This window comes from Paenibacillus sp. NRS-1782, assembly GCF_050467685.1.
Lineage (GTDB): Bacteria > Bacillota > Bacilli > Paenibacillales > Paenibacillaceae > Paenibacillus > Paenibacillus terrae_A.
The window spans coordinates 209,055-230,147 of the sequence record NZ_JBITPH010000018.1 but is presented as its reverse complement, the minus strand read 5'-3'; the positions used below and the strand labels follow the sequence as shown (position 1 = coordinate 230,147).

Sequence of the window (21,093 nt, the reverse complement as noted above, 5' to 3'; positions counted from 1 at the left end):
TTAATCAACAGACGTGATATAAAGCTTATTAATTGGTTGATATATCTTCCTAGGCCAGTTTTCTCAAACTACAACGTGAACCCTAAGAAACAACGTAAAAAAGCTCCAGACCTTAGGCCCAGAGCTTTCTTTGTTTAGGTCAGTTATTATTTTGCGTCCGAAGGCAATGAACTGGCTGCGCCCCAAATTTCCACATTAACTTTGTTTGTACCACCCCGGAACTGAATTGTATATCGTCCAGAACGCAAACCGTCCGAAAATCCCGCATCAGTACTTCTCCAAACTGTTTCACTGTTTTTGCTGATTGTCTTGCTGTCAACATACACTTTACCAGAATCGTTGTGCTGTACAGTAAAATCAACCGGGGCATTAGCATAATTTCTAATGCGCAATTTAACATGCCCAAAACCCTTAGGAACCTCGAAGCTACCCGGTGCAGTTGCACTTCCCCCTACAGTAAAGTTAAAAGAATTCCCCACGCTCTGAGGAGTTATGACATGGTCACCAGTAGTTGTTGTACCAGTATCTCGGGTCGCCTTAGTGGATGTGTTCGCCGAAATCTTATCAGGATGAGGTACTGCTGCAACAAAAAGCAGTAAAGCAGCAATAATAATCGCTATTTTTTTCATGATATTCCCTTCTGGTCATATATTTACATTATAATGATAACATTCACATCTGTTTTACAGGCGTTTTATCACATTTCATAAAGGAGAGAGATACATGTATTCCCTAAGCGGTACCATTGCTTTAATATCAAGCATGTCTATGTTTTGGCTTTTATACTATTTAAGAGTCACCCATTCCGCAGGATTTAATGATGCTTTTTACTTATTTCCACTGATCTTAATTGTTCTTTGTATTTATTTTTATTGGAAGGATCATGATGAAAAAAGTAGGTCGTCCAGAGAAATAGAACAACGGGTATAGCTCAGATCTGAGCGTTTAGATTTTCACAGAAGAAGGGAAGAGTCGTCACGTGAGCATGGTTTCACTAAAAGTTTGCAACACGGCTTCTTTTTTACCAGCTTTGGTCTCCCGTGTTGGCCAAAATATTAAGTCATGACTTAATGTATCTTTCAGGTATATGAGATCAATCAATAGCAAGGTTCCATCTTTTTTCTTGCAGATGATCCTCTCTTGCGTTTCCTCATCTGTTGACTGACCATAAACTACTTCATTTTGACTGAAGTTTTTTTTACAAACAATCCATCCTTCGTTTTGATTCTGTCAGGATGACTGGGAGGGGTAAGAGAAGTGATGAATATTGATAATCTCCAAAAGTTGATGTGCGCAACCTTTTGGATTATAATAATCATGTTTATATTTTTTGGATTTATTACATAAAATTATAAAGGGTGATGACAATGAATAGGGCCGCGATAGGAACAATATTTTGTTTTATATCTGCTATATTGTATTCTTCTTACTTTCTTAGTGCATCAATTATAGGAGCCGGAACGTTAAATCCTAATTATAATGTAACGTTTGATTCTCTAAAAGTTTTTGCCGTAATAGCTTTGATTATTGGAGTAGCTTACTTAGCTGTAAGTGAATATGAATATTTTAATAAAAAGAAGAAGGACTAGTCCTTCTTCTTTTACATTATCAATTAATTACTATAGCTTAGTTTCTACTACAGTGATTACACCTTGTACTTTACCACCCGCAAGTTTAACAGGGGTTTTGATTGTAACATTACGAATGCGCTCTAATACCGTATCCACATAATTATAACCAACTAGGTCTCCTGTAACTACTTTATAAAAAGGGGTAAATTGTAGTTTCGCTTGATATCCAGGCTTAACAGTTAGAGAACTAGTATAAGTATAGGAGTCAGTAGTTGACCATCCACCTCCTAGAACTGAAGTTACTGCGTCATTCCATTTAGTGGAAACGGTCATATTCGCACTCCACGTATAACTTTTTGACCAACCTACCGTTTGGGTTACTGTGGTAGTTTTGCTTTTATTTTTAATATAGTCAGTTACATCGCTTTTCATAGCTACTTGTAATTGTTGAGGATAATATACGGACTGGATTAATTTACGCTTAGAAACAAAGTCAAGGCCAGTATCAGCCATTGGACTAATCCTATTTCCGCCATCATAAACTTGAGCTGTGACTGTCTGTGGCTGTTCTTGAGAAAGAAGTTTTTGATACTCATTTAACGAAATTTCTTCCAAACCACTATCTGTAGTTAAGTAGGCTTTAACTACTTCGGGCTGTGAAGTAGCTGACTCACTAACAGCAATATTAGAATTAGTTACCTCAGCATTTGCAACAGATACAACTGGAACAGAAAATAGAGCTACCGATAGAGCAATCAACGCAAAACTTTTCTTTTTCAAAGAAATCCCTCCAAATAATATTATTTTATAGAAACTTTTTTTGCATAGAAACTCACAAAAAAAGTGACTAACAATGCTAATAAACATGTGAGTATGTAATCTTATGTAATCGAGCAAAAAATAGAGTGAAGAAAATTGCATGTGAAAAAAATTTCAAACATATTGCATTATTATTATATTCTTTTATAAATGGTAATTATTTCACACGATTTCTGTTTTTCTACGCAAATGTTCAATAATCCCCTATAAATGAATCCCCTCTCCTAGATAGCTAACCTCACAAAGCTTTTAACAAGCTTGCATTGCCATTTCCTTTAGGTCAAAGGATAGGTTTTATTGGTCATTGGTTGGTTTTTGAAATTAATATATGCATTAACTCTTACCTTATCACCCCCAAATTTATTACATTTTATGACATGTTATTGTATTTTTCTTTTAAAAAAGCCATTATATAGAATGATTATACTAGTTAGATGAGAGGAGGAATAGTTTTGCATAAACGGCATCTGTTTTATTTACTTGAACGAAACCAGGCGTCATGCTAAGGCAAGAAAAACAATGTAGCTGATGTGGCTTTGAAAGCATGAGGATGTTTGGTTATATCGGTTGGGTCAGCTTCTTGGTCTGAAACATACGGTTGTACTGATTAATCAGTTCATCCAACAACATAGACTGTTCAAGCACACAGGCATGTCCGAAACCATACTGTTTGTACAGATCATGCAATCGTTGCCGGGCATCTTCCAACTGTTGATTTAACGTTTCATCTGTATTCATATCGCATTCCCTCCTAATGTATCTCATTTTAGGATGGAATGTGGAAATATGAATTGCTATTTTACCAATCAAAAATCAGAAAAATATAGCGAAAAAAGACCAGCGGATAGGCTGGTCAATGGTAATGAAAAAGTGCTTGGATCAAGCTCCACCAACGTGTTCCTGCGGTTTGAATATGCCCAAGGTAGGGTCTTTAGCCTGAACTGGTAGTACGAGTACCAGTACAAAGCTAATTGCTGCCAAGAGCAAAGCCATCTTTTTGATCATTTTCTTTCCACACCTCCTGGTAAGTAGAATGATACTGAGCCAATATTTCAGGAGCGGCATATGCCCTGAAGCAGTCAAATAAACCTGCACAATTGGCAATAAGTAGTACATGATTAATTGTACCAGCTTTTTCTAATGCGTTTATTAAACATTTGAAACCATATGAATATCTACCTTTATTTAGGCTGTATTTAGCCATCTTGTACCAAAAACGTGCATACTGCTGCGGTAAGAATTGTTGTGTGTACATATCCGTAGATGAAACTTCCTGATATGCAGTAATTTGGGGTTCAAAGCGTCGAAGGATATGATCCACATCAATATGATAACGATTGGCTGCTTCAATGACGTTTAAGAGTTCGTTGAAAATATATTTTTCGCCTGCCATATACTCTACATAATTCGGCAGGACACTCACATCTCCCGACATCAGCTTGTTCACATACGTATTAATTTTCGCCCATCGCTGAAACTGACCCAACCAATGGAGTGTATCAGGATCACTTTCCTTAACCCAGCTTAGATCAGCATAACCTTGAAGGTGTACTAATGCCTGCTCATGATCTCCCTTGGCATCACAGGCATTAGCGCACATCAATTCGGCGTAGGCTATGTATACAAAAAGCGGCCTACTTAGCTTCTTTTGTGGTTCTTTTTCCTTGCGCCCAGAGTTATGAACCAAATCATATTGAACCTGTCCTAATTGTCCCATCTGCTTTGCATACTTATACACCTTGTCCCACTGGCTCAATGCTCTGTACACATTCGCTAAATCTTTCAGCGCATCCAGTTGGTCGGCTTCATGCAAACGATGGACAAACGATTCAAATTTGGCGGCGGCGTCCATATTGCGATTCTGATCCTTTCCGATCGCAAGGGTGAACAGGCGATATTGGCAGATCGCAAGTCGTTCCGAATGCTGCTGTTTTTCGCCCTCAGCGACATTCTCGTATAGGTAAGCCGCTGCTTCCCGATAATCTTGTTTAAAACAATCCTCTGCTAATGCAAAAAGATAAGGAAGATAGCCCAGATTATCCAGCAGCACACTTACTACTTTTTGCAAACAGTCTACGCGCTGAAACTGCACACATCGGTACAAGAACGGGCTAATTCTTTTCCAGTTCAGCGGTGCATCTATCACACTTTCTTCAATATATCTTTCATAGAAATGGTCTGCTGGTAAATTCATTCCTAACGTAATGCGATCCAGCTGGTGCACCGAAATGGTACGATTACCCGTTATAATACCGCTCACCGTACCCGGATTCATGCCAGCAATATGTCCAAACCCGGTCATGCTCAAGCCTGCTTGTTTGAGGTATCTTTCTAATTCTGCTTTAATCTTGGGTGTGATTTCCATGAATAACCACCCTTTCAGCGTGAACTTTAATATGATACACATTTTTTTAAAAAATATATTCTGGAAACTTATAATATGATAAAAGTTTTCACTACTCCTGATGGTACCACATTTTGGAATAACAATAAATACTTCTATTTTATTGCTTTTTATCTTGGTAATAGGAGGTCTTTTGGCAATGCCTCATGTAAAAATGACAAGAATCTTAGACCCTACAGGGCGCTTGGTCATTCCCAAGGCAATCCTGTATACATGCGATATTTTTCACGGTCATTCTATTGAATTTTTTGCAGATGAAAAGACGGGTACGCTATTACTACAAAGATACTACGGGCAGTCTTGTCATTTTTGTCTCTCTACCAAAGAATTAAGTCACTTCAAAGGCTTTCTCATATGTAAAAATTGCAGCTATATGCTCAAGACTGTATCTATGCGTGTACAAGTCTTTCAACCCAAAGAGATCATGGCCCATCTTCTCTTAGATCTATATGAAAGCCATCCATATGCTACACAACAGCAATATGCTGGCATGTTGGGTATCTCAGAAGCTCGCATAAGCCAGCTCATACAACAAGTGTTCGATCAGGCAAGTGCCCAACTGGAGGAATGAGCTTGGCCAAGACAGATGAAGAAGGAGGGGATCATGATGAAGAACACAGGTATGACTCGATCTTTAGATCAATTAGGCCGAATTGTTATTCCTAAAGAAATGCGGATGTCTATGGGTATCCATATTGGCGATCCTTTAGAATTTTATATGGATATTGAAACTGGTTTTTTAAGTATACGAAAGTATACCGGGGTTGCCTGTAACCTATGTAATGCTGATGAAGATCTGACCTATTTTAGAAACTCACTTTTATGTAAAAACTGTATACAAGAGCTAAAAGGAAATATAGGCGTTAGTCGCACTCCTGCTCCAATGGTTAAGAAACCTGCGTACAAAGGAAAGCGAGTCAACCAATCATCACAGCAATTAGCTGAGCGTCTAAGAAAAATGGTACATGAACATCCCCATGCCAAGCAGGGAGAATATGCACAATGGCTTGGCGTGTCACAAGGCCGTATATCACAGCTTAAAAAACTGTTGTAGCTTGATTAACCCACCAAAAATCCGTATACTAACAAAAAAGCAAACGACATTACGCCCGTGAAGAGCATCCAACTCGGAGGCGTTTACGCCAAGGAACATACATGAGTGTACGATATGAACATGTATTCCTAAGTAAACCGGACACCCGCCCGTTATAGCGGAGCAAAGTGGATTGGAGAGTCATGACATCTGTCATGCTGTCCGGTCAATTTGGGTGGCACCGCGAGATTAGAGCGCTCCTCGTCCCATGTGGATGAGGGCGCTTTTTGTATTTTTATCCGAAAAGGAGTGCGGTGTCATGTTGGATATCAAGTGGATCAGAGAACATCAGGAACAGGTTCAGGCAGCAGCAAATGGAAAAGGAATACAGGTTTCGGTTGCAGAGCTGCTCACCCTGGATAACCGGAGAAAGCAGTTGCTTCAGGAAGTGGAGCAGCTCCGCCAGGCACGGAATCAGTGTAGTCAGGATATTGGCGCACTCATTCATGCCGGGAAGAGCGATCAGGCGGAAGAAGCCAAGCGGCGGGTCAAAGAAATTAACAAACAGTTAGACCGTCTGGAAGCACCACAGCGGGAAGTGGAGGAGCAGTTTCAACAGCTCATGCTTCTGGTTCCTAATATCGTTTCACCCGATACACCACTGGGTAGATCGGATGAGGATAATGTAGAACTAGAGCGGATCGGTACGGTCCCCGATTGGGGATTTGAGCCACGCGATCATATGGCGCTCGGTCAGCTTCACAGCCTGATCGACGTTACCCGTGGCGTCAAAACAGCTGGAACCCGTAACTACTACCTGACTGGAGCCGGAGTCTCGTTGCACCGGGCAGTACAGCAGCTTGCTGTGGATCTGCTGACCGAACGGGGCTTCCAGCTGCTGGATGTTCCGCTGATGGTACGCACCGAGGCGATGCACAGCACCGGCTTCTTCCCGCTCGGGGTGGATCAGACATACCGTATCGCAGGAGAGGATCAATGGCTCGTCGGTACCTCGGAGGTTCCGCTTGTCTCGTATTACAGCGGTGAAATCGTGGACGTTACGGACCCCATCCGGTTGGCAGCCGTGTCGGTATGCTTCCGTAATGAGGTCGGCTCGGCTGGTAGAGATGTACACGGACTGTATCGTGTTCACCAGTTCGCCAAGGTCGAGCAGGTGGTGATCTGCGAAGCCAGTCTGGACGCTTCGGAGCAGATGTTTCTGGAGATTACGCACAATGCGGAAGACCTGCTTCAACTGCTGGAGCTGCCTTATCGCAAAATGGCCGTCTGTACAGGCGACATGGCGCAAAAAACGTACAAGCAGGTGGATATTGAGACATGGATGCCCAGCCGACAGGCTTACGGCGAGACGCATTCGTCGTCCCAATTGCTTGATTTTCAGGCGCGGCGTTCCAACATTCGCTACCGGGATGCGAGCGGCAAGCTGCAATATGCCTACACGCTCAACAATACGGCAGTTGCCTCGCCCCGGATTTTGATCCCGCTGCTGGAGAATCATCAGCAGGAAGACGGTTCGATCCGTATTCCAGAGGCTTTACGCCGATACATGCCGCAGCAAGCAGCGTTTCTGCGACCTTCCGGTCAGGACCGAACAATCTGACGATTACCGACATTTATGTAACACGAAATAACTGAATAAGGATAATCAAAACAGGGCGAAGGAATCCAACCTTCGCCCTGTTGCTGTGAACATTCATAAATATTAAATATATCAAATGGTCTTCTCTGCATTGGATCAAACCACAATGGAGTAAGATACAGTGAACTTACACTGCTAAAAACCCTACAACGAGATATAGAAAATAGATTATTGGGTAGAAACATTCCGTCTCTCTCATAATCGTATAATAACTATATTTTTACTTTTTACAATTAAATAACCTTTTATATATGAGTGATGCTAAAAAACCATTTAATACGAACACTGGTGTCAGGCCAAGCCAGAACAAATCACAATACATAAATAATTCGATGGAAATATCATTTAATGTATTGATCGAATTTCGTTGACTATAAACCATGTATAATCTATAATTTACATATTCGATGTACAATTAAATATTTGAGGTGTGTGAATTTATGAAGGCAATCCTTAGCATGATCCCCCAGTTGATACGTGCATCTTTTGAAAATGACATGCGAACAGTTGAAGCCGCTGCCCTCACTTTAATCCGAAAATTAAAAAAAGAAGAGCCCGCAGCTGCCGAAGAAATAGCAAAGGCACTTTCCTATTATGGGGTAGGCGCTTCCGTATCACGATCAGTTGGTATTGATCCACCTCCAACTGATCGTGATACTTTTATGTCTTTGGCTCGAGTGGAAGAACCCATTGCAAATGAACCTAAAGTCGTTTTGAGCGAAGAAAACTCCCGGCATATCGATGCTTTTATCCGAGAGCGATCCTTAGCTAACAAATTGCTGGCGGCTGGTATTAAGCCCCCAACTAGTCTTTTGCTCTATGGCCCTCCTGGAGTAGGAAAGACTTATCTAACTTCTTTGCTCTCTCACAAATTGAATCTCCCGCTAATTACCTTAGACTTGGCATCTTCAATATCAAGTTACTTAGGAAAAACTGGGCAAAATCTAAAAAAAGTGATTGAATACGCCCAAAGTTCTCCCTCTATTCTATTTCTTGATGAGTTTGACGCTGTAGCTAAACGCAGAGACGATCCCGGAGATTTAGGCGAGTTAAAAAGAATAGTTAACGTTCTTCTAAAAGAGTTGGAAGACTGGCCAAGTCATTCAATTGTTGTAGCCGCTACAAACCATGCAGATTTGTTGGATAAGGCCATTTGGAGAAGATTTGATGCGGCCTTGGAAATAGGACTACCTGACCTGAAGGCAAGAAAAACGCTTTGGTTACATTACTTAGGAAATTATATGGAAACGCTTGATGAGAAGTTCTCTTATGTTCTTGCAGAAGTGACATATGGAAGAAGTGCAGCAGATATTTCCCAATTATCAGAAAGAATCATCAGACAAATTATTGTTGATGACAGTGAACCCATAGTCGCGATTATCAATCATTTAAAAACAGTTAGCGAAGATAGCAAGTTTAATAGCTTATTTGCAAAAGCCGCTAAGGAATCACTCGGAAAAAAAGTTACTCAAAAAACCATTGCCTCTTGGCTTGGTATCAGCCCTTCAACATTAAGTCATCACTTAAAAGTCAATAAGGAGGAATAAGACATGCCTGATGAAGATCAACGCTTTTTACCCATAATTGGTTATGGTGAGAACCTTATAGAACCGGTAAAACCTGCAAATGGATATGGTGAAACTAGTTTTCCTAGGACTTATTCTGAAGCTCGCCAACGAGCTAAAGAACAAATTTTAAATTTGAGGAAAAATATTGATAACATCCCTTCAGAAAAACGGGTAGAAGAAATTGTTGTTACATTTAGATTGAATCATAAATTTCTCGCTAAATCATACACTCCCAACACTTTATTTAAAGATATAGATGTTGAGAACATTGGTTCTAGAAGATGGTTTTATTCTGAAGAGGATAACGCAGATGAATCCAATTATAGCAAGATGCATTTTGTACGTGCCACCCCTGCTAATCTTGACAGACTAGAAGAGATTTTAGATCAAAATGAGGCTGTAACAAAAGAGGCGTTTAGAAAGGATTTACAGAAAATCGAAGATATTTCTTTACTCTCCCCAGAAGAAGTGATTGTTGGGTTTGAAGAAAATTGGGAACACGGTAAAGTTGAAATGGTCCTGCATCCATTTGAAAGCGAGACTGATGTTGCCATAGAAAAATTCAAAAGAATTCTTGCAGAGCATGGCGTCCCCCCGGAATCATTAAGAATAAAAAATTATACTAACGGCCCTACATTTATAAGTGGGAATCTTAATAAAAAAGCATTAGATGCGATTAATGATTTTAATCCCTTAAGAACAGCGCATCCTATACGGATAAGTTCTTTTCCTGAGATGCGAACAATAAGTGTTGAGCCGTATGCACCTGAGCCTGCGAGGGGTAACACAAGATCGTCTATAAAGGTTGGGATATTCGATGGTGGTGTAGACCCAACTAACCCATTACTAGTAGATCATGTTCACGATAATAATGTCTTGGATACCGAGCCAATAAATGAGGGGATAGCACACGGTACAGCAGTAGCTGGATGTATCCTCTATGGACCTTTGAATCCATATGGACGGGGTTCTCAAGTACCTCAGCCACTCGTGTCAGTTGAAAGCTTTCGTGTGCTACCATTAAATGATCCTAATGATTACGAACTGTATGAGGCAATCGATATAATCGAAAGCATCGTGCCTGCCAGGCATGATATAGATGTCTATAATCTATCTTTTGGGCCTCACGGACCTATCTTGGACGATGACATTTCCAGATTCACCTATGTACTTGATGACTTAGCCTGGAATTATAGAAAACTTTTTGTTGTCGCAGTTGGTAATGGCGGGGACCTAGAGAAGCCTTTTAACCGCATTCAAGCTCCTTCCGATATAGTGAACGGGCTTGGAGTGGGAGCATTCTCATATGATTTTTCTAGCGGAGAGATTATCAGAGCTTCTTACAGCTCGATCGGACAAGGACGAGAAGGTTGTAAGGTTAAACCAGACATCTCTAGTTTTGGCGGAGATGAGAACAGGCCAATTCATCTAGTTTCTAGTATTCACGGTCAAAAACATCTCAGTATGGGGACAAGCTTTTCAGCTCCAATCATTCTGGAATGGCAGGAGAAATTTTAGGGCGCTGTGATAGATTCGATCCGTTAGTTGCACGAGCGCTACTAATTCATTCTGCTAACAACCCTAATGGGATATGCAATGAATTTGGCTACGGATTTATCGATCAATCTGTGGAACAGATTATGAACTGTTCTGATAAACTTGTCACCCTTGTCTACAGTAGTTCAATCCTCCCAGCGAATTTTGCAAAACTTCCGATTCCTTATCCTATAAACGCCAGAGATGCGGGAATGGTTGATGTTAAATACACAATTGCTGTCTTAGCTAAGGCAAACCCACTACATGTCGAAGATTATACTGAATCAGCAATAGAAGATACATTTTATCCTCATGATAAAAAATACCGTTTTACTTTAAACAAGAAGCCTTTGACCAGGCACATACACGAAGATGAAGATGAAATACAACGTCTTTTAGAACAAGGGTATCAAAAAAGCCTGCTTCCTGTATCCAGAAGTCCTCATAGTTATCAAACTGAGCAAGCAAGACGCGGGGAACTGAAATGGGACACTGTCGTTCAACGCTGGGATAGAATGAGGGCAACTTCATTAGAAAATCCATTTTTGGTCCTTCACGGAATGGGGCGTAACAGCGGGAATGATAGAATGGATTATGCTGTTATTGCAACAATATCTGCCCCCAAATATGTAGGAAGTTTGTATGAAGACATCCTTAATGAGTACAAGCAGTTACAACCTGTGCAATTGCGTGCAGCTAATGAAATATTAGTCCCTATAAGATAAATCACCTATGAAAAAGGACCCATTAAAGCTTACGGGTCCTTTTTCCAATCATTGTACATGGTGAATAGATCTTTCAGTTCTCAGATTCAATTTTCTTCCAAGTATTTCAAATGGTCACCCCTCCTAATCATTTCAAACGGCTACGGCTTACCTAGGCAAGGAGTTTGCCTGTTATGAAGCCTGGAAGCCATTCATGGCATACAGGTGTACTTCGCTGATCCGTATTCCTCCTGGCAACGAGGCTCCTATACGGCATTGGTAACGCCGCAGTAACAAAAGACTTCAATTTATTCCACTTGTAAACGCTTCCAATTAAGATAAAATTTAAGGTGAGGTGCCGGACAATCCATACTGGCCCATTCTATCCGTATTAAGGGAGGCAGATGATATCGTGAAGTGGATCAACAACAGCAAATGGCTGGGCGCATGGATATGCATCATACTTGCAATGGTCGGTACAGGGCTTCAACCGAATGCAGCGCATGCCGATACGACAAGTGTGACCCATGCAACCTATGGAGTCGAAGCGCTGAATGGTTGGGATACCATTCATGCTGATGCAGCACGATCGCTGAACGCAGCAGCAAGCACAGCTATTACAAACGGAACGGATTGGAAGGATACCGCAGGTAATCCGATTCAGGCCAACAGCGGCAATATTCTAAAGGTAGGCTCCACTTATTACTGGTACGGCGAGCATGCCGAGAACTGGAAATTTGAAAAAGTGAACGTATATACCTCAACCGACCTGAAAAATTGGTCCTTCCGCAGCACTATTCTCAGCAAGGATTCCGCCCCTGAGCTGAATTCCAGCAAAATCGAGCGTCCCAAGGTCATTTATAACCAAGCAACTGGAAAATACGTGCTATGGGCGCATTATGAAAATGGTACCGATTATTCGCTGGGCCGCGTAGCTGTTGCTACCAGCGATACACCGGACGGAGCTTTTGTCTACCAAGGCAGCTTCCGTCCACTGAATTATGAGTCCCGCGATATGACCGTATTCACGGATACGGACGGCAGCGGCTACCTCGTTACCGCTTCCCGCAAAAATGGCGGCGCCAACGATACGATGGCGATCTTCAAGCTGACCGACGATTATACGGGCGTGCAATCGTTCGTCGGTTGGATTTTCGAGAATGGCTACCGTGAAGCCCCTGCTGTTGTGAAAAAGAACAACACCTACTATCTGTTTACCTCGCAGGCATCCGGCTGGTATCCGAATCAGGGTGCTTATGCAACCGCCAGCTCCATGACTGGAAGCTGGTCTGCTCTTTCGCCCTTCGGTGACCCGGCAGCCTATGGTTCGCAAATCCACTCCATCGCCACGATTACAGGCAGCGCAGGAACCAGCTACATCTATATGGGCGACCGTTGGAATCCGCTCCATCTGAGCGACCACAAATTTATATGGCTACCACTGACCCTGAATGACTCCAGCACAACGGCAACGCTGAACTGGTACAGCAGTTGGGATTTGGATGCCGCGACAGGCAACGTGATTCTGCCTTCGCTTGTGAATCACGCGCAAGGCAAAACAGCGACTGCTAACTCAGCCGCATCCGGCTCTCCGGCTTCACTGGCGAATGACGGCAACGCCCAAACCTCGTGGAAGGCTGCATCTGCATCCTGGCCCGCTTGGTGGCAGGTTGATCTCGGCAGTACGAAGACGATCAGCGAAGTGGATATTTCATGGTTTATGTACAAAGGGTCTGAGGCGTATTATAAATATAAAATCGAATACAGCACCGATGGAGCTAACTATTCCACCATTGACCGCACGACCAATACCGCGTATGGCTTTACCAGTGACAAAGTCAATTTTCAGGCACGCTACGTACGAATCAATCTTGTAAATGCAGTGTTATTTAATAACCCGAACAACTGGTATACCCCGACCGTGCATGAAGTCAGATTGCTTGACAATTAATTCGCTTCATTAAAAAGAACATGGCAGGAAAGCACCCACATAAAGGAGGCCTCTACTGCCATGTTTGTTTTTTTTCACACTACTACTCGCTCCCCACATACTTATCAACGCATCCGGTTCACTGTGGTGAACACAAATTTATCGTACCGATGCCGCGAGAATGAGTATTCGAACGGAATACCCGTATCCAGATATCCCACCTGTTCAATTTCCAAGATTGGATCATCCGCTGCACAGTCCAAATGCTCCCGATCCAGCTCTGTCGACTTGGACGCGCGAATGGTACGATGTGAACCGACAATATTAAGGCCCAGCTCATCCTTAATATGTTTGTACACTGAGCCATACAGCACCTGCTCGGTAATACCGCTAATCAGCTTCGTGGGCATGTACGTGCGCTCGATAACATAGGGCTCACCCTCCACAACACGCAGACGGATCACATGATACACAGGAGAATTGGCATCAATAAATAGATGAGCCGCTACTTCCTCGGATGGAAATTGAACGTCAAAGGCTACGATTTTATTTTTGATTTCTTTCCCGCGCAGCAGATTGGTTAACCCCAGCATTTCATTCACGACGACATTAACAGGACCATTGTGAACCGACTTGACGATAAAGGTCCCGTGCCCTCTTTTACGATTCAACAGCCCTTCCATCACCAACGTATCCAATGCCCTCTTAATCGTCATCCGACTCACCTGAAACTCATTTGCCAGCGAGATTTCATCGGGAATCGGATCATCACCGCTATAGGTTTTATCCATAATCCGCTGTTTGACTTCTTGCGCAATCCGCTCGTATTTATTCATCAGTCTACCACCTGTACTAAAAATTGTTTTATGTCAGCATTTTACCAAAACATCGGTATCGCTGGTTCATTTTATTCTGCAGGCGGGACGTTAAGGTGTTACGGTATGAAGTAAGTATACCGAACATTATACTTTCTCACCAGCGGCATACAACATAGTCCATTTTCGGTGATGAAGAAAAAAAGGCGGTCCAGAGGACCACCTTAAAATCCGTTATTTTCGATCACCTGCTTGAACCAGTGCCCACTTTGTTTAACGGATCGTTTACCTCCGTCCTGCAGGTCGACAGATACAAAGCCATAGCGGTTTTTATAGGCGTTCGACCAGGACCAGTTGTCCATAAACGTCCACAGGTGATAGCCTTTCACATTGGAGCCCTCCGAGATCGCCCGTTGAACCCATTTTAGATGCTCACGGATAAAATCAATGCGATAGTCATCGCGGATCATGCCCTGTTCATCCCTGAATTTTTCCTCACCCTGAACGCCCATCCCATTTTCCGAGATAAAGCATTCAATATTTCCGTAATTCTGTCTGACATTGGTCAGGATATCGTAAATGCCCTTCTCATAGATCTCCCAGCCCCGCATCTCATTCATCTTGCGACCTGGCATCACATAATAATCAAAGTAACGTTCCGGTACAAAAGGCGCATCCGGGTTCGGCAGACTTTCGCGGGCCTTGACTCTGCGCGGCTGATAATAGTTAATGCCCAGCAGGTCCACAGTGCCCTGACGTATAATCTCCCGATCCCCTTCTTCCGTGATGGGTAAAAATTCCTCTTGGCGCAGCAGGTCCACGAGCAAAGGATTAAATTCTCCCGTCACAGATGGGTCTAAAAAGGAACGGTTAAAGAACGCATCGCATATCTCAGCGGCCTGCACGTCTGCCGGATGCTGACTACGCGGATAGGTTGGCGTCAGGTTCAAAATAATGCCGATTTTGCCCTTGTAGCCTCCCTTTCTGTATGCCTGAATGGCACTGGCGCTCGATAACAGGGTATGATACCCCACCTGTACAGCTTTACGGAAATCCACTTCATTCGGATAGTGGAAATCGTATAGATAGCCGCCTTCCACCGGGACAATTGGCTCGTTATGCGTAAACCATTTGGCTACACGATCCCCGAACAGCTCGAAGCAGATATTGGCATAATCCACATATGCTTCGACCGTATCCCGGTTCACCCAGCCTCCCTTTTCCTGTAAAGCCATCGGCAAATCAAAATGATACAGATTCACGAACGGCTCTATATCGGCCTGCCGTAATTCTTCAATGACGGCATTATAAAATTGAACCGCCTGCTGATTTATGGCACCTCTTCCCGCCGGAAACAAACGCGACCAGGAAATGGAGAACCGGAAAGAGTTGTGACCAAGCTCTTTCATGAGTGCAATATCTTCTTTGTAACGGGTATAGAAACGGGACGTTTCCGCAGGACCGACCCCGTCATAGAAACGGTTCGGCTCCTGCTCAAACCAATAATCCCATATGTTCGGTCCTTTGCCGTCTCCCTCCACGGTTCCTTCTGTCTGGGTAGCCGAAGCTGAGGAACCCCACCAGAAGTCGGATGGAAAAAGGTATGAAACGGTTTGCTTCTCTGTATCTTTCATTTCGGTATGATTCACAGCTCTACTCCTCTCTCTTTTCCAATGAACAAGCTGCTAATCCAGCAGCTCATTCACGTTACATTCCAATAGTTTGATCCTTACCTGCAATGGCTGCTTGGCCAAGCTCCTCTTCCTGCTCTTTACGAACGTTTACCCGGTCAATAATTTTCAGGAACGGGAACCAGATGATAAAGACGACAGCCATATTAAACAGTTGCAGCAAGCCACCCATCAGAGAGCCCGTACCCATCATTCCACTAAAGAACAATGGCATCGTCCAAGGAACCTGTATCCCGTTTGGTGGCGGTACAATCCCGGTGGACATGGCAAAGTACGTAATCAGTGTAACGATCATTGGAGAAATGACCCATGGGACAAAAATCAGCGGGTTCATCACAATCGGAAGACCGAATATGACGGGTTCGTTAACATTGAACAAGCCCGGTCCAAGGGCCAGCTTACTGACCTGCTTCATTTGCTTGCTCTTAAGGAAGAACAGAATCGAAAGCACCACGGCCAGGGTCATACCTGTACCACCGATACCTACTGTATAAATATCCACAAACTGCTTAGTGATAATATGCGGCAGCTCCAAGCCTTTGGAGTACGCTTCATAGTTTTCCAGTGCCAGCGTATTCCAGATCGGGTCCATGACCGAGTTGATAATAATCTGACCATGTAGCCCGAAGAACCATAAGAGCTGGACAAAGAAAACAGCAATCAAGGTAGGAATAATGCCACTGCCCAAATGCACCAGCGGTGCCTGAACGGCATGATAAATCAAGTCATGCAGATTATTGTGAAGCGTCAAAGTGACCACTACGTTGATGATCAAAAATATGCCCAGTGTAATACACGCAGGAAGCAACGCGGCAAAAGACTTGGCAACCGCTGGCGGAACCCCTGGTGGCATTTTAATAACAATCTTTTTCTGCGTTACCTTTCGATAAATCTCAGCTGCGATAAAGGCGACAATCATACCCAGGAACATGCCCTTGGCCCCGATCCGATCCATCGGAATGACACCAGCAATCGTGGCACCGCTTTCTTGAGTCAGCACGAACGGAGTCAGCATCAGGAAGCTGGCCAAAGCGATCATGCCGCCAAATATCGGTTCGACCTTATAACTTCGGGATAGATAATATCCGATCCCCACGACCACGAATAGGGTCATGATGTTCAGTGTTGCATTAGGCGCAATATTCAGCAGATTCTGTAAAGTCGTCAGATTGCCCTCGCCCATCCACCCTTTCAGAAACGGCAGATTAATAATAACGACGATAATGGAACCGAAAACCGTTAATGGAAATGACAACATAAATGCATCACGCAGTACAGTAAGATAGCGGTTGTTGTTCAGTTTACCGGCAATAGGTATTAAAATTTGGCTTAATTTTTCAAACAAAGCCTATTCCTCCCCGCGAAGTAACTTGCATCAGGTTTGTTGTGAAATTTTCATGTCCCTAATTTCACAAACTCTTGTGTACAGATTATAAATTTCTGGATTTGAAAAGCTCTAGCAGCTCTTGAACCAGATCCTTCATAGTGACCGTGGACATGAGATGATCTTCCGCATGCATCAGAAGGAGCGACAAAGGAGTTGGGGTTCCTCCGGCTTCATTCTTCACCATTTGAAAATGAATATCATGCGCAGCCCGCAAATCCTGCTTCGCCTGCTTAATGAGATCGTCTGCACCTTCCGTGTTCTCATTCCGATATTCGCTCAGTGCTTGAATCACTTTACTGCGAGCGCTTCCACTATGAAGAATAAGTTGGAAACTAATTTGCTCTTCCGTCAGATCGGCTATGTTGACTTTATCCATTTTTACGCTCCACCAGCTTCAAAGCCTGTTCATAGACTTTTTTGCCGTCCACCAGTCCGTACGCCATCATGTCGATCACTTCTACATGGATACCGTATTGGGCAGCTTCCTTTTGCAGCTGTCCTTTAAGAAAACTCATTTGCGGGCCAATCAATACCGCGTCAGCATTAGCCATGTCCTCTGTCGCCTGATCTTGACCTACTGCCCAAATTTCAGCCTCGTCTCCAATAGATTTGGCATAATCCTGCATTTTGGTAACCAGCAAACTTGTAGACATACCTGAGCTACACGCCAGTAAAATTTTCTTCATGATTGTTCCTTCCCTTCAAGGTCTGATTGAATGCTAACTACTAGAAAACGTTTACAAGGTAATTATAAATCCGCTTTTTAAATTTGTCTATACATTTAATTTATATGTATAGACTTTTTTTAAAATGACAATTTGTCCTGCTTTATTTTCAAAATTAATGCGTCGAACTCTTTTAGACGAAGAATGAAAGCGATTGTATTACATTGGATTTTTCAGACGAATGGGTGAAGCATATTGTGGAGTACGCCATCTGGTGGGACTACGAAATCGGTCACCTCTACGAGTTGGAGCATGTGTGGGTCTATGTCGGGCATGATGGCGAGGTCGTAGACTGCAAAGCCAGCTTCCATGGCAGGGTGCTCAAAGGGCTGCTCAAGGACCGCAGTAATCTACTAAACGATACGCATGTGCGTCTGTACTCTCAACCGGGAAAGCACGCCTTCTCACCGATCACGGACATTTTCGAATTATTGCCTGACCTGTACACCAATGCGAACGAACGAGCTGTTCCACGGCCTGATTGCCACGAACGATGAGATTGATGGACTTGTACGGCGCCATCTCCAATCGTTGTCCTTCGTACCCGCTATGGAATTTGAGAAATATTACTTTGCACCGGAGCTGTTCATACCTTGGTCTTCACTATTTCGCATCATACCGGAACGAATGGAAGCTTGTGTACAGGAGCTGAAACGTCAATATTTGTAGGTGTTAGTAGGACAGGCAGGTATTCTTCGAAGAAAGAGAGAACTGTATATCATCAAGTTTGGAAAAAAATAAAGATACTGGCAGCTCATGAGCATCACCACCAGCAGCGATGTCAGGCAAGGGCATCCTGTAACACGTGTGCAAGCCGCATCAGGAAAGGAGTCGTAGACGTAAACACCTTTTTTACATGTATTCGCGGGGAAGAATCTCCATTGGAATTAAAAATCTCAAGAAACGAAGGAGTGTGTTTATCATGTGGACAAAAGGAAGTAAAGCATTAGCAGCGGTTATCATTCTGGGGGCGACCCTGATCGCACCCGCTGTGGCTCCATCCAAGGCAGCAGCAGCGGGTCTGAGCGCCTCCGAGCAATCCAGACTTGCGGAATACTGGTCGCCTGTGCTGTATCAGGATGTAGGTAACAACCCCGAAGGGGATATTCCGATTCCCGTAAACTTTGACGGCGACTGGTCAGGGCTAAACAACTGGGATAATATCGGCAAGTATGCCAAAGGCAGCAGCTTACCCTTGAAGCCAAGCGTGTATTGGTCGGTCGTGGAATCAGATACCCACTATTTCATTGGCTACGATCTGTTCTACGCTACACATGATCCACGAGGGACGCTGGGCGATCATGAAAATGATATGGAAGGCATGATGTTCACGATCCGCAAGCCAGGCACAGCCAAAAAAGACGGCACCAAGGTGACCCATCCGAACGGCGAGCTGGAATTGGCTTTGATGCCGAGACACGCCAAGCTGGGCATGTATGGCCCTGCCAACAAGGCGGTTCAATATGATCCGGGCATGAGCTCCGTTTACTATGACAGCAACTTTACCACCGAAACGAACGCCTTCGGCACCCATCCCTTGGTATACAGTGCGCAAAATGACGAGTCCTTCCTCGAATCGGACGGTGATTTTGGACACGCGCTCAAGCCTTACAACGGTAAAGGGGCCAAAGGCAAATCCGGCTACGTCTTTCAGGCCGGAGCTCCGGTGAATCTCAACGCCTCCGGTGGACAGCTATGGGACTCCAAAATCGGTAATTTTGACGATAGCAAGCGTATGGGGTACGAGTTGATCCCGCTTGAAACCTCGCTGTGGCCGCTGCGGAACGATTTTACGCTGGACCTGTGGAGCAGCTACGGCACGTTCAAGGGCGACAATGGCCGCGCCAACGCCGCCGATGCGCCGTGGGGCTGGAGCTTCGAGAACTATCGGGATTTGGGATCTGGTCGGATGCTGTATGACCCTGCCTACCTGGTGGACAAGCTCTTTGACGGGTTGGGTGAATTTTCGTTGACCTACCGCACCAATCCGTACAGCGGACAATAAATGAATATGTCATTCTAAAAATTAGAAAAATTTAGAATTGTAAGAAACATTCTTACATATGATTCGTCTATATTATGGTAAATCAACTTGCAAAGGAGCTTATGCATGTTAAAAAAGTTTGGATTAGCGATATTGATTCTATGTACCAGCGTTACCTTTTCCGGGATAGGTTCGGCTGCTCCCAGTAGTGCAACAGCCATTGAAGTTTCTAAAACATCGCTGGATTACAACGTTGCTCGGCCCGAAAGCGATGGTGCTTTTCATGATGGCTTATTAGCCGCTGAAACATCCGCTGGAAATCTTGTGTTTTACAATACCAAAGGGGAAAAAGCGTTCTCTCTCCCCGCCGAGCTTAAACCCATTGGTGATTTTCATGAGCAACGAGCCGTTGTGAAAAATACAAAAACCAATCTCTATGGGTACATGAATACCAAAGGAACAGTGGTCATTCCTTGCCAATATACCGAAGCTAATTCATTTAGCGAAGGAAAGGCCAAGGTCACCCTAGCCTCTACCAAAGAAAATGTCATTATTGATCGAACAGGAACAATTCTTACTCCATTGAAAGAAAATGTTCAATCAGAATATCTATTATCGGACGGTCTGGCGCTTGCCTACGCACCCAACACAGGCAAAATCGGTTTTGTTGATGCTTCCGGTCAATTAGCGATCCCCTATAAATACAAATATAGTCGCAGTTTCTCGGATGGCTTGGCTATTGTGCAGGATAGCAAAGGACTGTACGGATATATAAATACCACAGGAAAGGAGGTTATTCCTCTCCAATACAAATCGGGAGGAGACTTCTCGGAAGGGCTGGCTCCTGTAAAAAATGCCAAGGGAAAATGGGGCTACATGAATAAACAGAGGAAAGTCGTGATTCCCTTTACATTTTCCGATGCCCAGGATTTCAGTGAAGGCTTGGCGAGTGTAAAAAATGCGAAAAACGAGGTCGGATTTATTGATAAAAGCGGAGCATTGGTCATTCAATATCAACAAAAATATGATGTCACATTCCCGTTCAAGGAAGGTATTGCTTTAGTGGGTAAACAAGCAAATTCATCTGTCTCAGACGGAAAATTCGGTTACATCAATCGTCAAGGCCAGTTGCTGACCAAGCTTGAGTACAGGGTGGAATCCTCCTCCTTCTCCAATGGCTATGCTGTTGCTTTTATCAAGCCAGGCAAAGCGTTCATTATATCCAAACGTTCCGTTTCAAAATAAAAAAGGCGGCCCCGGAAGCAG

General features: G+C 43.7%; 19 protein-coding genes and 1 pseudogene. 11 read left to right on the top strand and 9 right to left on the bottom strand.

All coding sequences use genetic code 11. The features are described 5' to 3' along the window. Positions 1 to 146 precede the first annotated feature (146 nt). From ACIFQM_RS08190 to ACIFQM_RS08175, 4 genes are all read right to left on the bottom strand, one after another. The gene (locus ACIFQM_RS08190; protein ID WP_430065247.1) at positions 147 to 629 is read right to left on the bottom strand and encodes a hypothetical protein; all 483 of its coding nucleotides are present in this window, start codon (positions 627 to 629) and stop codon (positions 147 to 149) included. A 990-nt stretch (positions 630 to 1,619) separates the two neighbouring features. Continuing rightward, complete coding sequence (locus ACIFQM_RS08185) at positions 1,620 to 2,351, bottom strand: hypothetical protein (protein WP_430041624.1); 732 nt, start codon at positions 2,349 to 2,351, stop codon at positions 1,620 to 1,622. A 597-nt stretch (positions 2,352 to 2,948) separates the two neighbouring features. Continuing rightward, the gene (locus ACIFQM_RS08180) at positions 2,949 to 3,128 is read right to left on the bottom strand and encodes a Spo0E family sporulation regulatory protein-aspartic acid phosphatase (protein ID WP_430041626.1); all 180 of its coding nucleotides are present in this window, start codon (positions 3,126 to 3,128) and stop codon (positions 2,949 to 2,951) included. 229 nt (positions 3,129 to 3,357) lie between these two features. Then, the gene (locus tag ACIFQM_RS08175; RefSeq protein ID WP_430041628.1) at positions 3,358 to 4,755 is read right to left on the bottom strand and encodes a helix-turn-helix domain-containing protein; all 1,398 of its coding nucleotides are present in this window, start codon (positions 4,753 to 4,755) and stop codon (positions 3,358 to 3,360) included. Between the two features lie 178 nt (positions 4,756 to 4,933). Between ACIFQM_RS08175 and ACIFQM_RS08170 the strand changes: the two genes are divergently transcribed. The 8 genes and pseudogenes from ACIFQM_RS08170 to ACIFQM_RS08135 all read left to right on the top strand — a co-directional run bounded on the left by ACIFQM_RS08170 (position 4,934) and on the right by ACIFQM_RS08135 (position 13,246). Further along, the gene (locus ACIFQM_RS08170; RefSeq protein WP_430041631.1) at positions 4,934 to 5,365 is read left to right on the top strand and encodes a hypothetical protein; all 432 of its coding nucleotides are present in this window, start codon (positions 4,934 to 4,936) and stop codon (positions 5,363 to 5,365) included. A 36-nt stretch (positions 5,366 to 5,401) separates the two neighbouring features. Next, positions 5,402 to 5,848 (top strand): AbrB/MazE/SpoVT family DNA-binding domain-containing protein, encoded by a 447-nt coding sequence (locus ACIFQM_RS08165; RefSeq protein WP_430041713.1) that lies wholly within the window; start codon positions 5,402 to 5,404, stop codon positions 5,846 to 5,848. A 298-nt stretch (positions 5,849 to 6,146) separates the two neighbouring features. Then, the gene (gene serS, locus ACIFQM_RS08160) at positions 6,147 to 7,448 is read left to right on the top strand and encodes a serine--tRNA ligase (protein WP_430041634.1); all 1,302 of its coding nucleotides are present in this window, start codon (positions 6,147 to 6,149) and stop codon (positions 7,446 to 7,448) included. Between the two features lie 479 nt (positions 7,449 to 7,927). After that, positions 7,928 to 9,034: an AAA family ATPase gene (locus tag ACIFQM_RS08155; RefSeq protein WP_430041636.1), complete on the top strand. Its 1,107-nt coding sequence runs from the start codon at positions 7,928 to 7,930 to the stop codon at positions 9,032 to 9,034. Positions 9,035 to 9,037: 3 nt separating this feature from the next. Beyond that, positions 9,038 to 10,573, top strand: a complete 1,536-nt coding sequence (locus ACIFQM_RS08150) for a S8 family peptidase (RefSeq protein WP_430047032.1) — start codon at positions 9,038 to 9,040, stop codon at positions 10,571 to 10,573. Then, the gene (locus ACIFQM_RS08145; protein WP_430047029.1) at positions 10,555 to 11,316 is read left to right on the top strand and encodes a hypothetical protein; all 762 of its coding nucleotides are present in this window, start codon (positions 10,555 to 10,557) and stop codon (positions 11,314 to 11,316) included. The genes ACIFQM_RS08150 and ACIFQM_RS08145 overlap by 19 nt, the downstream gene beginning before the upstream one ends. 127 nt (positions 11,317 to 11,443) lie before the next feature. After that, a pseudogene (locus ACIFQM_RS08140) lies at positions 11,444 to 11,562 on the top strand (IS30 family transposase); the annotation flags it as partial. 145 nt (positions 11,563 to 11,707) lie between these two features. Then, the gene (locus tag ACIFQM_RS08135; protein WP_430041641.1) at positions 11,708 to 13,246 is read left to right on the top strand and encodes a family 43 glycosylhydrolase; all 1,539 of its coding nucleotides are present in this window, start codon (positions 11,708 to 11,710) and stop codon (positions 13,244 to 13,246) included. 104 nt (positions 13,247 to 13,350) lie between these two features. On the opposite strand, the gene ACIFQM_RS08130 is transcribed toward ACIFQM_RS08135, so the two are convergent. The 5 genes from ACIFQM_RS08130 to ACIFQM_RS08110 all read right to left on the bottom strand — a co-directional run bounded on the left by ACIFQM_RS08130 (position 13,351) and on the right by ACIFQM_RS08110 (position 17,804). After that, positions 13,351 to 14,061 carry a GntR family transcriptional regulator gene (locus ACIFQM_RS08130; RefSeq protein WP_430041643.1) on the bottom strand — a complete coding sequence of 237 codons (711 nt, stop codon included), beginning with the start codon at positions 14,059 to 14,061 and terminating at the stop codon, positions 13,351 to 13,353. Between the two features lie 203 nt (positions 14,062 to 14,264). Further along, positions 14,265 to 15,674 carry a glycoside hydrolase family 1 protein gene (locus ACIFQM_RS08125; RefSeq protein WP_430041714.1) on the bottom strand — a complete coding sequence of 470 codons (1,410 nt, stop codon included), beginning with the start codon at positions 15,672 to 15,674 and terminating at the stop codon, positions 14,265 to 14,267. Between the two features lie 73 nt (positions 15,675 to 15,747). Beyond that, positions 15,748 to 17,076, bottom strand: a complete 1,329-nt coding sequence (celB, locus tag ACIFQM_RS08120; RefSeq protein ID WP_430041644.1) for a PTS cellobiose transporter subunit IIC — start codon at positions 17,074 to 17,076, stop codon at positions 15,748 to 15,750. 85 nt (positions 17,077 to 17,161) lie between these two features. Beyond that, positions 17,162 to 17,494: a PTS lactose/cellobiose transporter subunit IIA gene (locus tag ACIFQM_RS08115; protein ID WP_025684654.1), complete on the bottom strand. Its 333-nt coding sequence runs from the start codon at positions 17,492 to 17,494 to the stop codon at positions 17,162 to 17,164. Next, a complete protein-coding gene (locus ACIFQM_RS08110; protein ID WP_044644206.1) occupies positions 17,487 to 17,804 on the bottom strand; it encodes a PTS sugar transporter subunit IIB in 318 nt (105 codons plus the stop codon). Before ACIFQM_RS08110 ends, ACIFQM_RS08115 begins: the two co-directional genes overlap by 8 nt. 203 nt (positions 17,805 to 18,007) lie before the next feature. Between ACIFQM_RS08110 and ACIFQM_RS08105 the strand changes: the two genes are divergently transcribed. The 3 genes from ACIFQM_RS08105 to ACIFQM_RS08095 all read left to right on the top strand — a co-directional run bounded on the left by ACIFQM_RS08105 (position 18,008) and on the right by ACIFQM_RS08095 (position 21,072). Then, positions 18,008 to 18,340, top strand: coding sequence for a hypothetical protein (locus tag ACIFQM_RS08105; RefSeq protein ID WP_430065245.1), 333 nt, complete (start codon positions 18,008 to 18,010; stop codon positions 18,338 to 18,340). 425 nt (positions 18,341 to 18,765) lie between these two features. After that, the gene (locus ACIFQM_RS08100; RefSeq protein WP_430041649.1) at positions 18,766 to 19,848 is read left to right on the top strand and encodes a hypothetical protein; all 1,083 of its coding nucleotides are present in this window, start codon (positions 18,766 to 18,768) and stop codon (positions 19,846 to 19,848) included. 105 nt (positions 19,849 to 19,953) lie between these two features. Further along, a complete protein-coding gene (locus tag ACIFQM_RS08095) occupies positions 19,954 to 21,072 on the top strand; it encodes a WG repeat-containing protein (RefSeq protein ID WP_430047025.1) in 1,119 nt (372 codons plus the stop codon). Positions 21,073 to 21,093 lie beyond the last annotated feature (21 nt).

Coding starts and splice junctions, on each gene's coding strand:
- ACIFQM_RS08165 (WP_430041713.1), top strand. CDS start 5,402: ATGAAGAACACAGGTATGACTCGATCTTTAGATCAATTAGGCCGAATT.
- serS (WP_430041634.1), top strand. CDS start 6,147: ATGTTGGATATCAAGTGGATCAGAGAACATCAGGAACAGGTTCAGGCA.
- ACIFQM_RS08145 (WP_430047029.1), top strand. CDS start 10,555: ATGGCAGGAGAAATTTTAGGGCGCTGTGATAGATTCGATCCGTTAGTT.
- ACIFQM_RS08180 (WP_430041626.1), bottom strand. CDS start 3,128: ATGAATACAGATGAAACGTTAAATCAACAGTTGGAAGATGCCCGGCAA.
- ACIFQM_RS08095 (WP_430047025.1), top strand. CDS start 19,954: ATGTTAAAAAAGTTTGGATTAGCGATATTGATTCTATGTACCAGCGTT.
- ACIFQM_RS08110 (WP_044644206.1), bottom strand. CDS start 17,804: ATGAAGAAAATTTTACTGGCGTGTAGCTCAGGTATGTCTACAAGTTTG.
- ACIFQM_RS08170 (WP_430041631.1), top strand. CDS start 4,934: ATGCCTCATGTAAAAATGACAAGAATCTTAGACCCTACAGGGCGCTTG.
- ACIFQM_RS08150 (WP_430047032.1), top strand. CDS start 9,038: ATGCCTGATGAAGATCAACGCTTTTTACCCATAATTGGTTATGGTGAG.
- ACIFQM_RS08175 (WP_430041628.1), bottom strand. CDS start 4,755: ATGGAAATCACACCCAAGATTAAAGCAGAATTAGAAAGATACCTCAAA.
- ACIFQM_RS08100 (WP_430041649.1), top strand. CDS start 18,766: ATGTGGACAAAAGGAAGTAAAGCATTAGCAGCGGTTATCATTCTGGGG.
- ACIFQM_RS08115 (WP_025684654.1), bottom strand. CDS start 17,494: ATGGATAAAGTCAACATAGCCGATCTGACGGAAGAGCAAATTAGTTTC.
- ACIFQM_RS08130 (WP_430041643.1), bottom strand. CDS start 14,061: ATGAATAAATACGAGCGGATTGCGCAAGAAGTCAAACAGCGGATTATG.
- ACIFQM_RS08190 (WP_430065247.1), bottom strand. CDS start 629: ATGAAAAAAATAGCGATTATTATTGCTGCTTTACTGCTTTTTGTTGCA.
- ACIFQM_RS08125 (WP_430041714.1), bottom strand. CDS start 15,674: ATGAAAGATACAGAGAAGCAAACCGTTTCATACCTTTTTCCATCCGAC.
- ACIFQM_RS08155 (WP_430041636.1), top strand. CDS start 7,928: ATGAAGGCAATCCTTAGCATGATCCCCCAGTTGATACGTGCATCTTTT.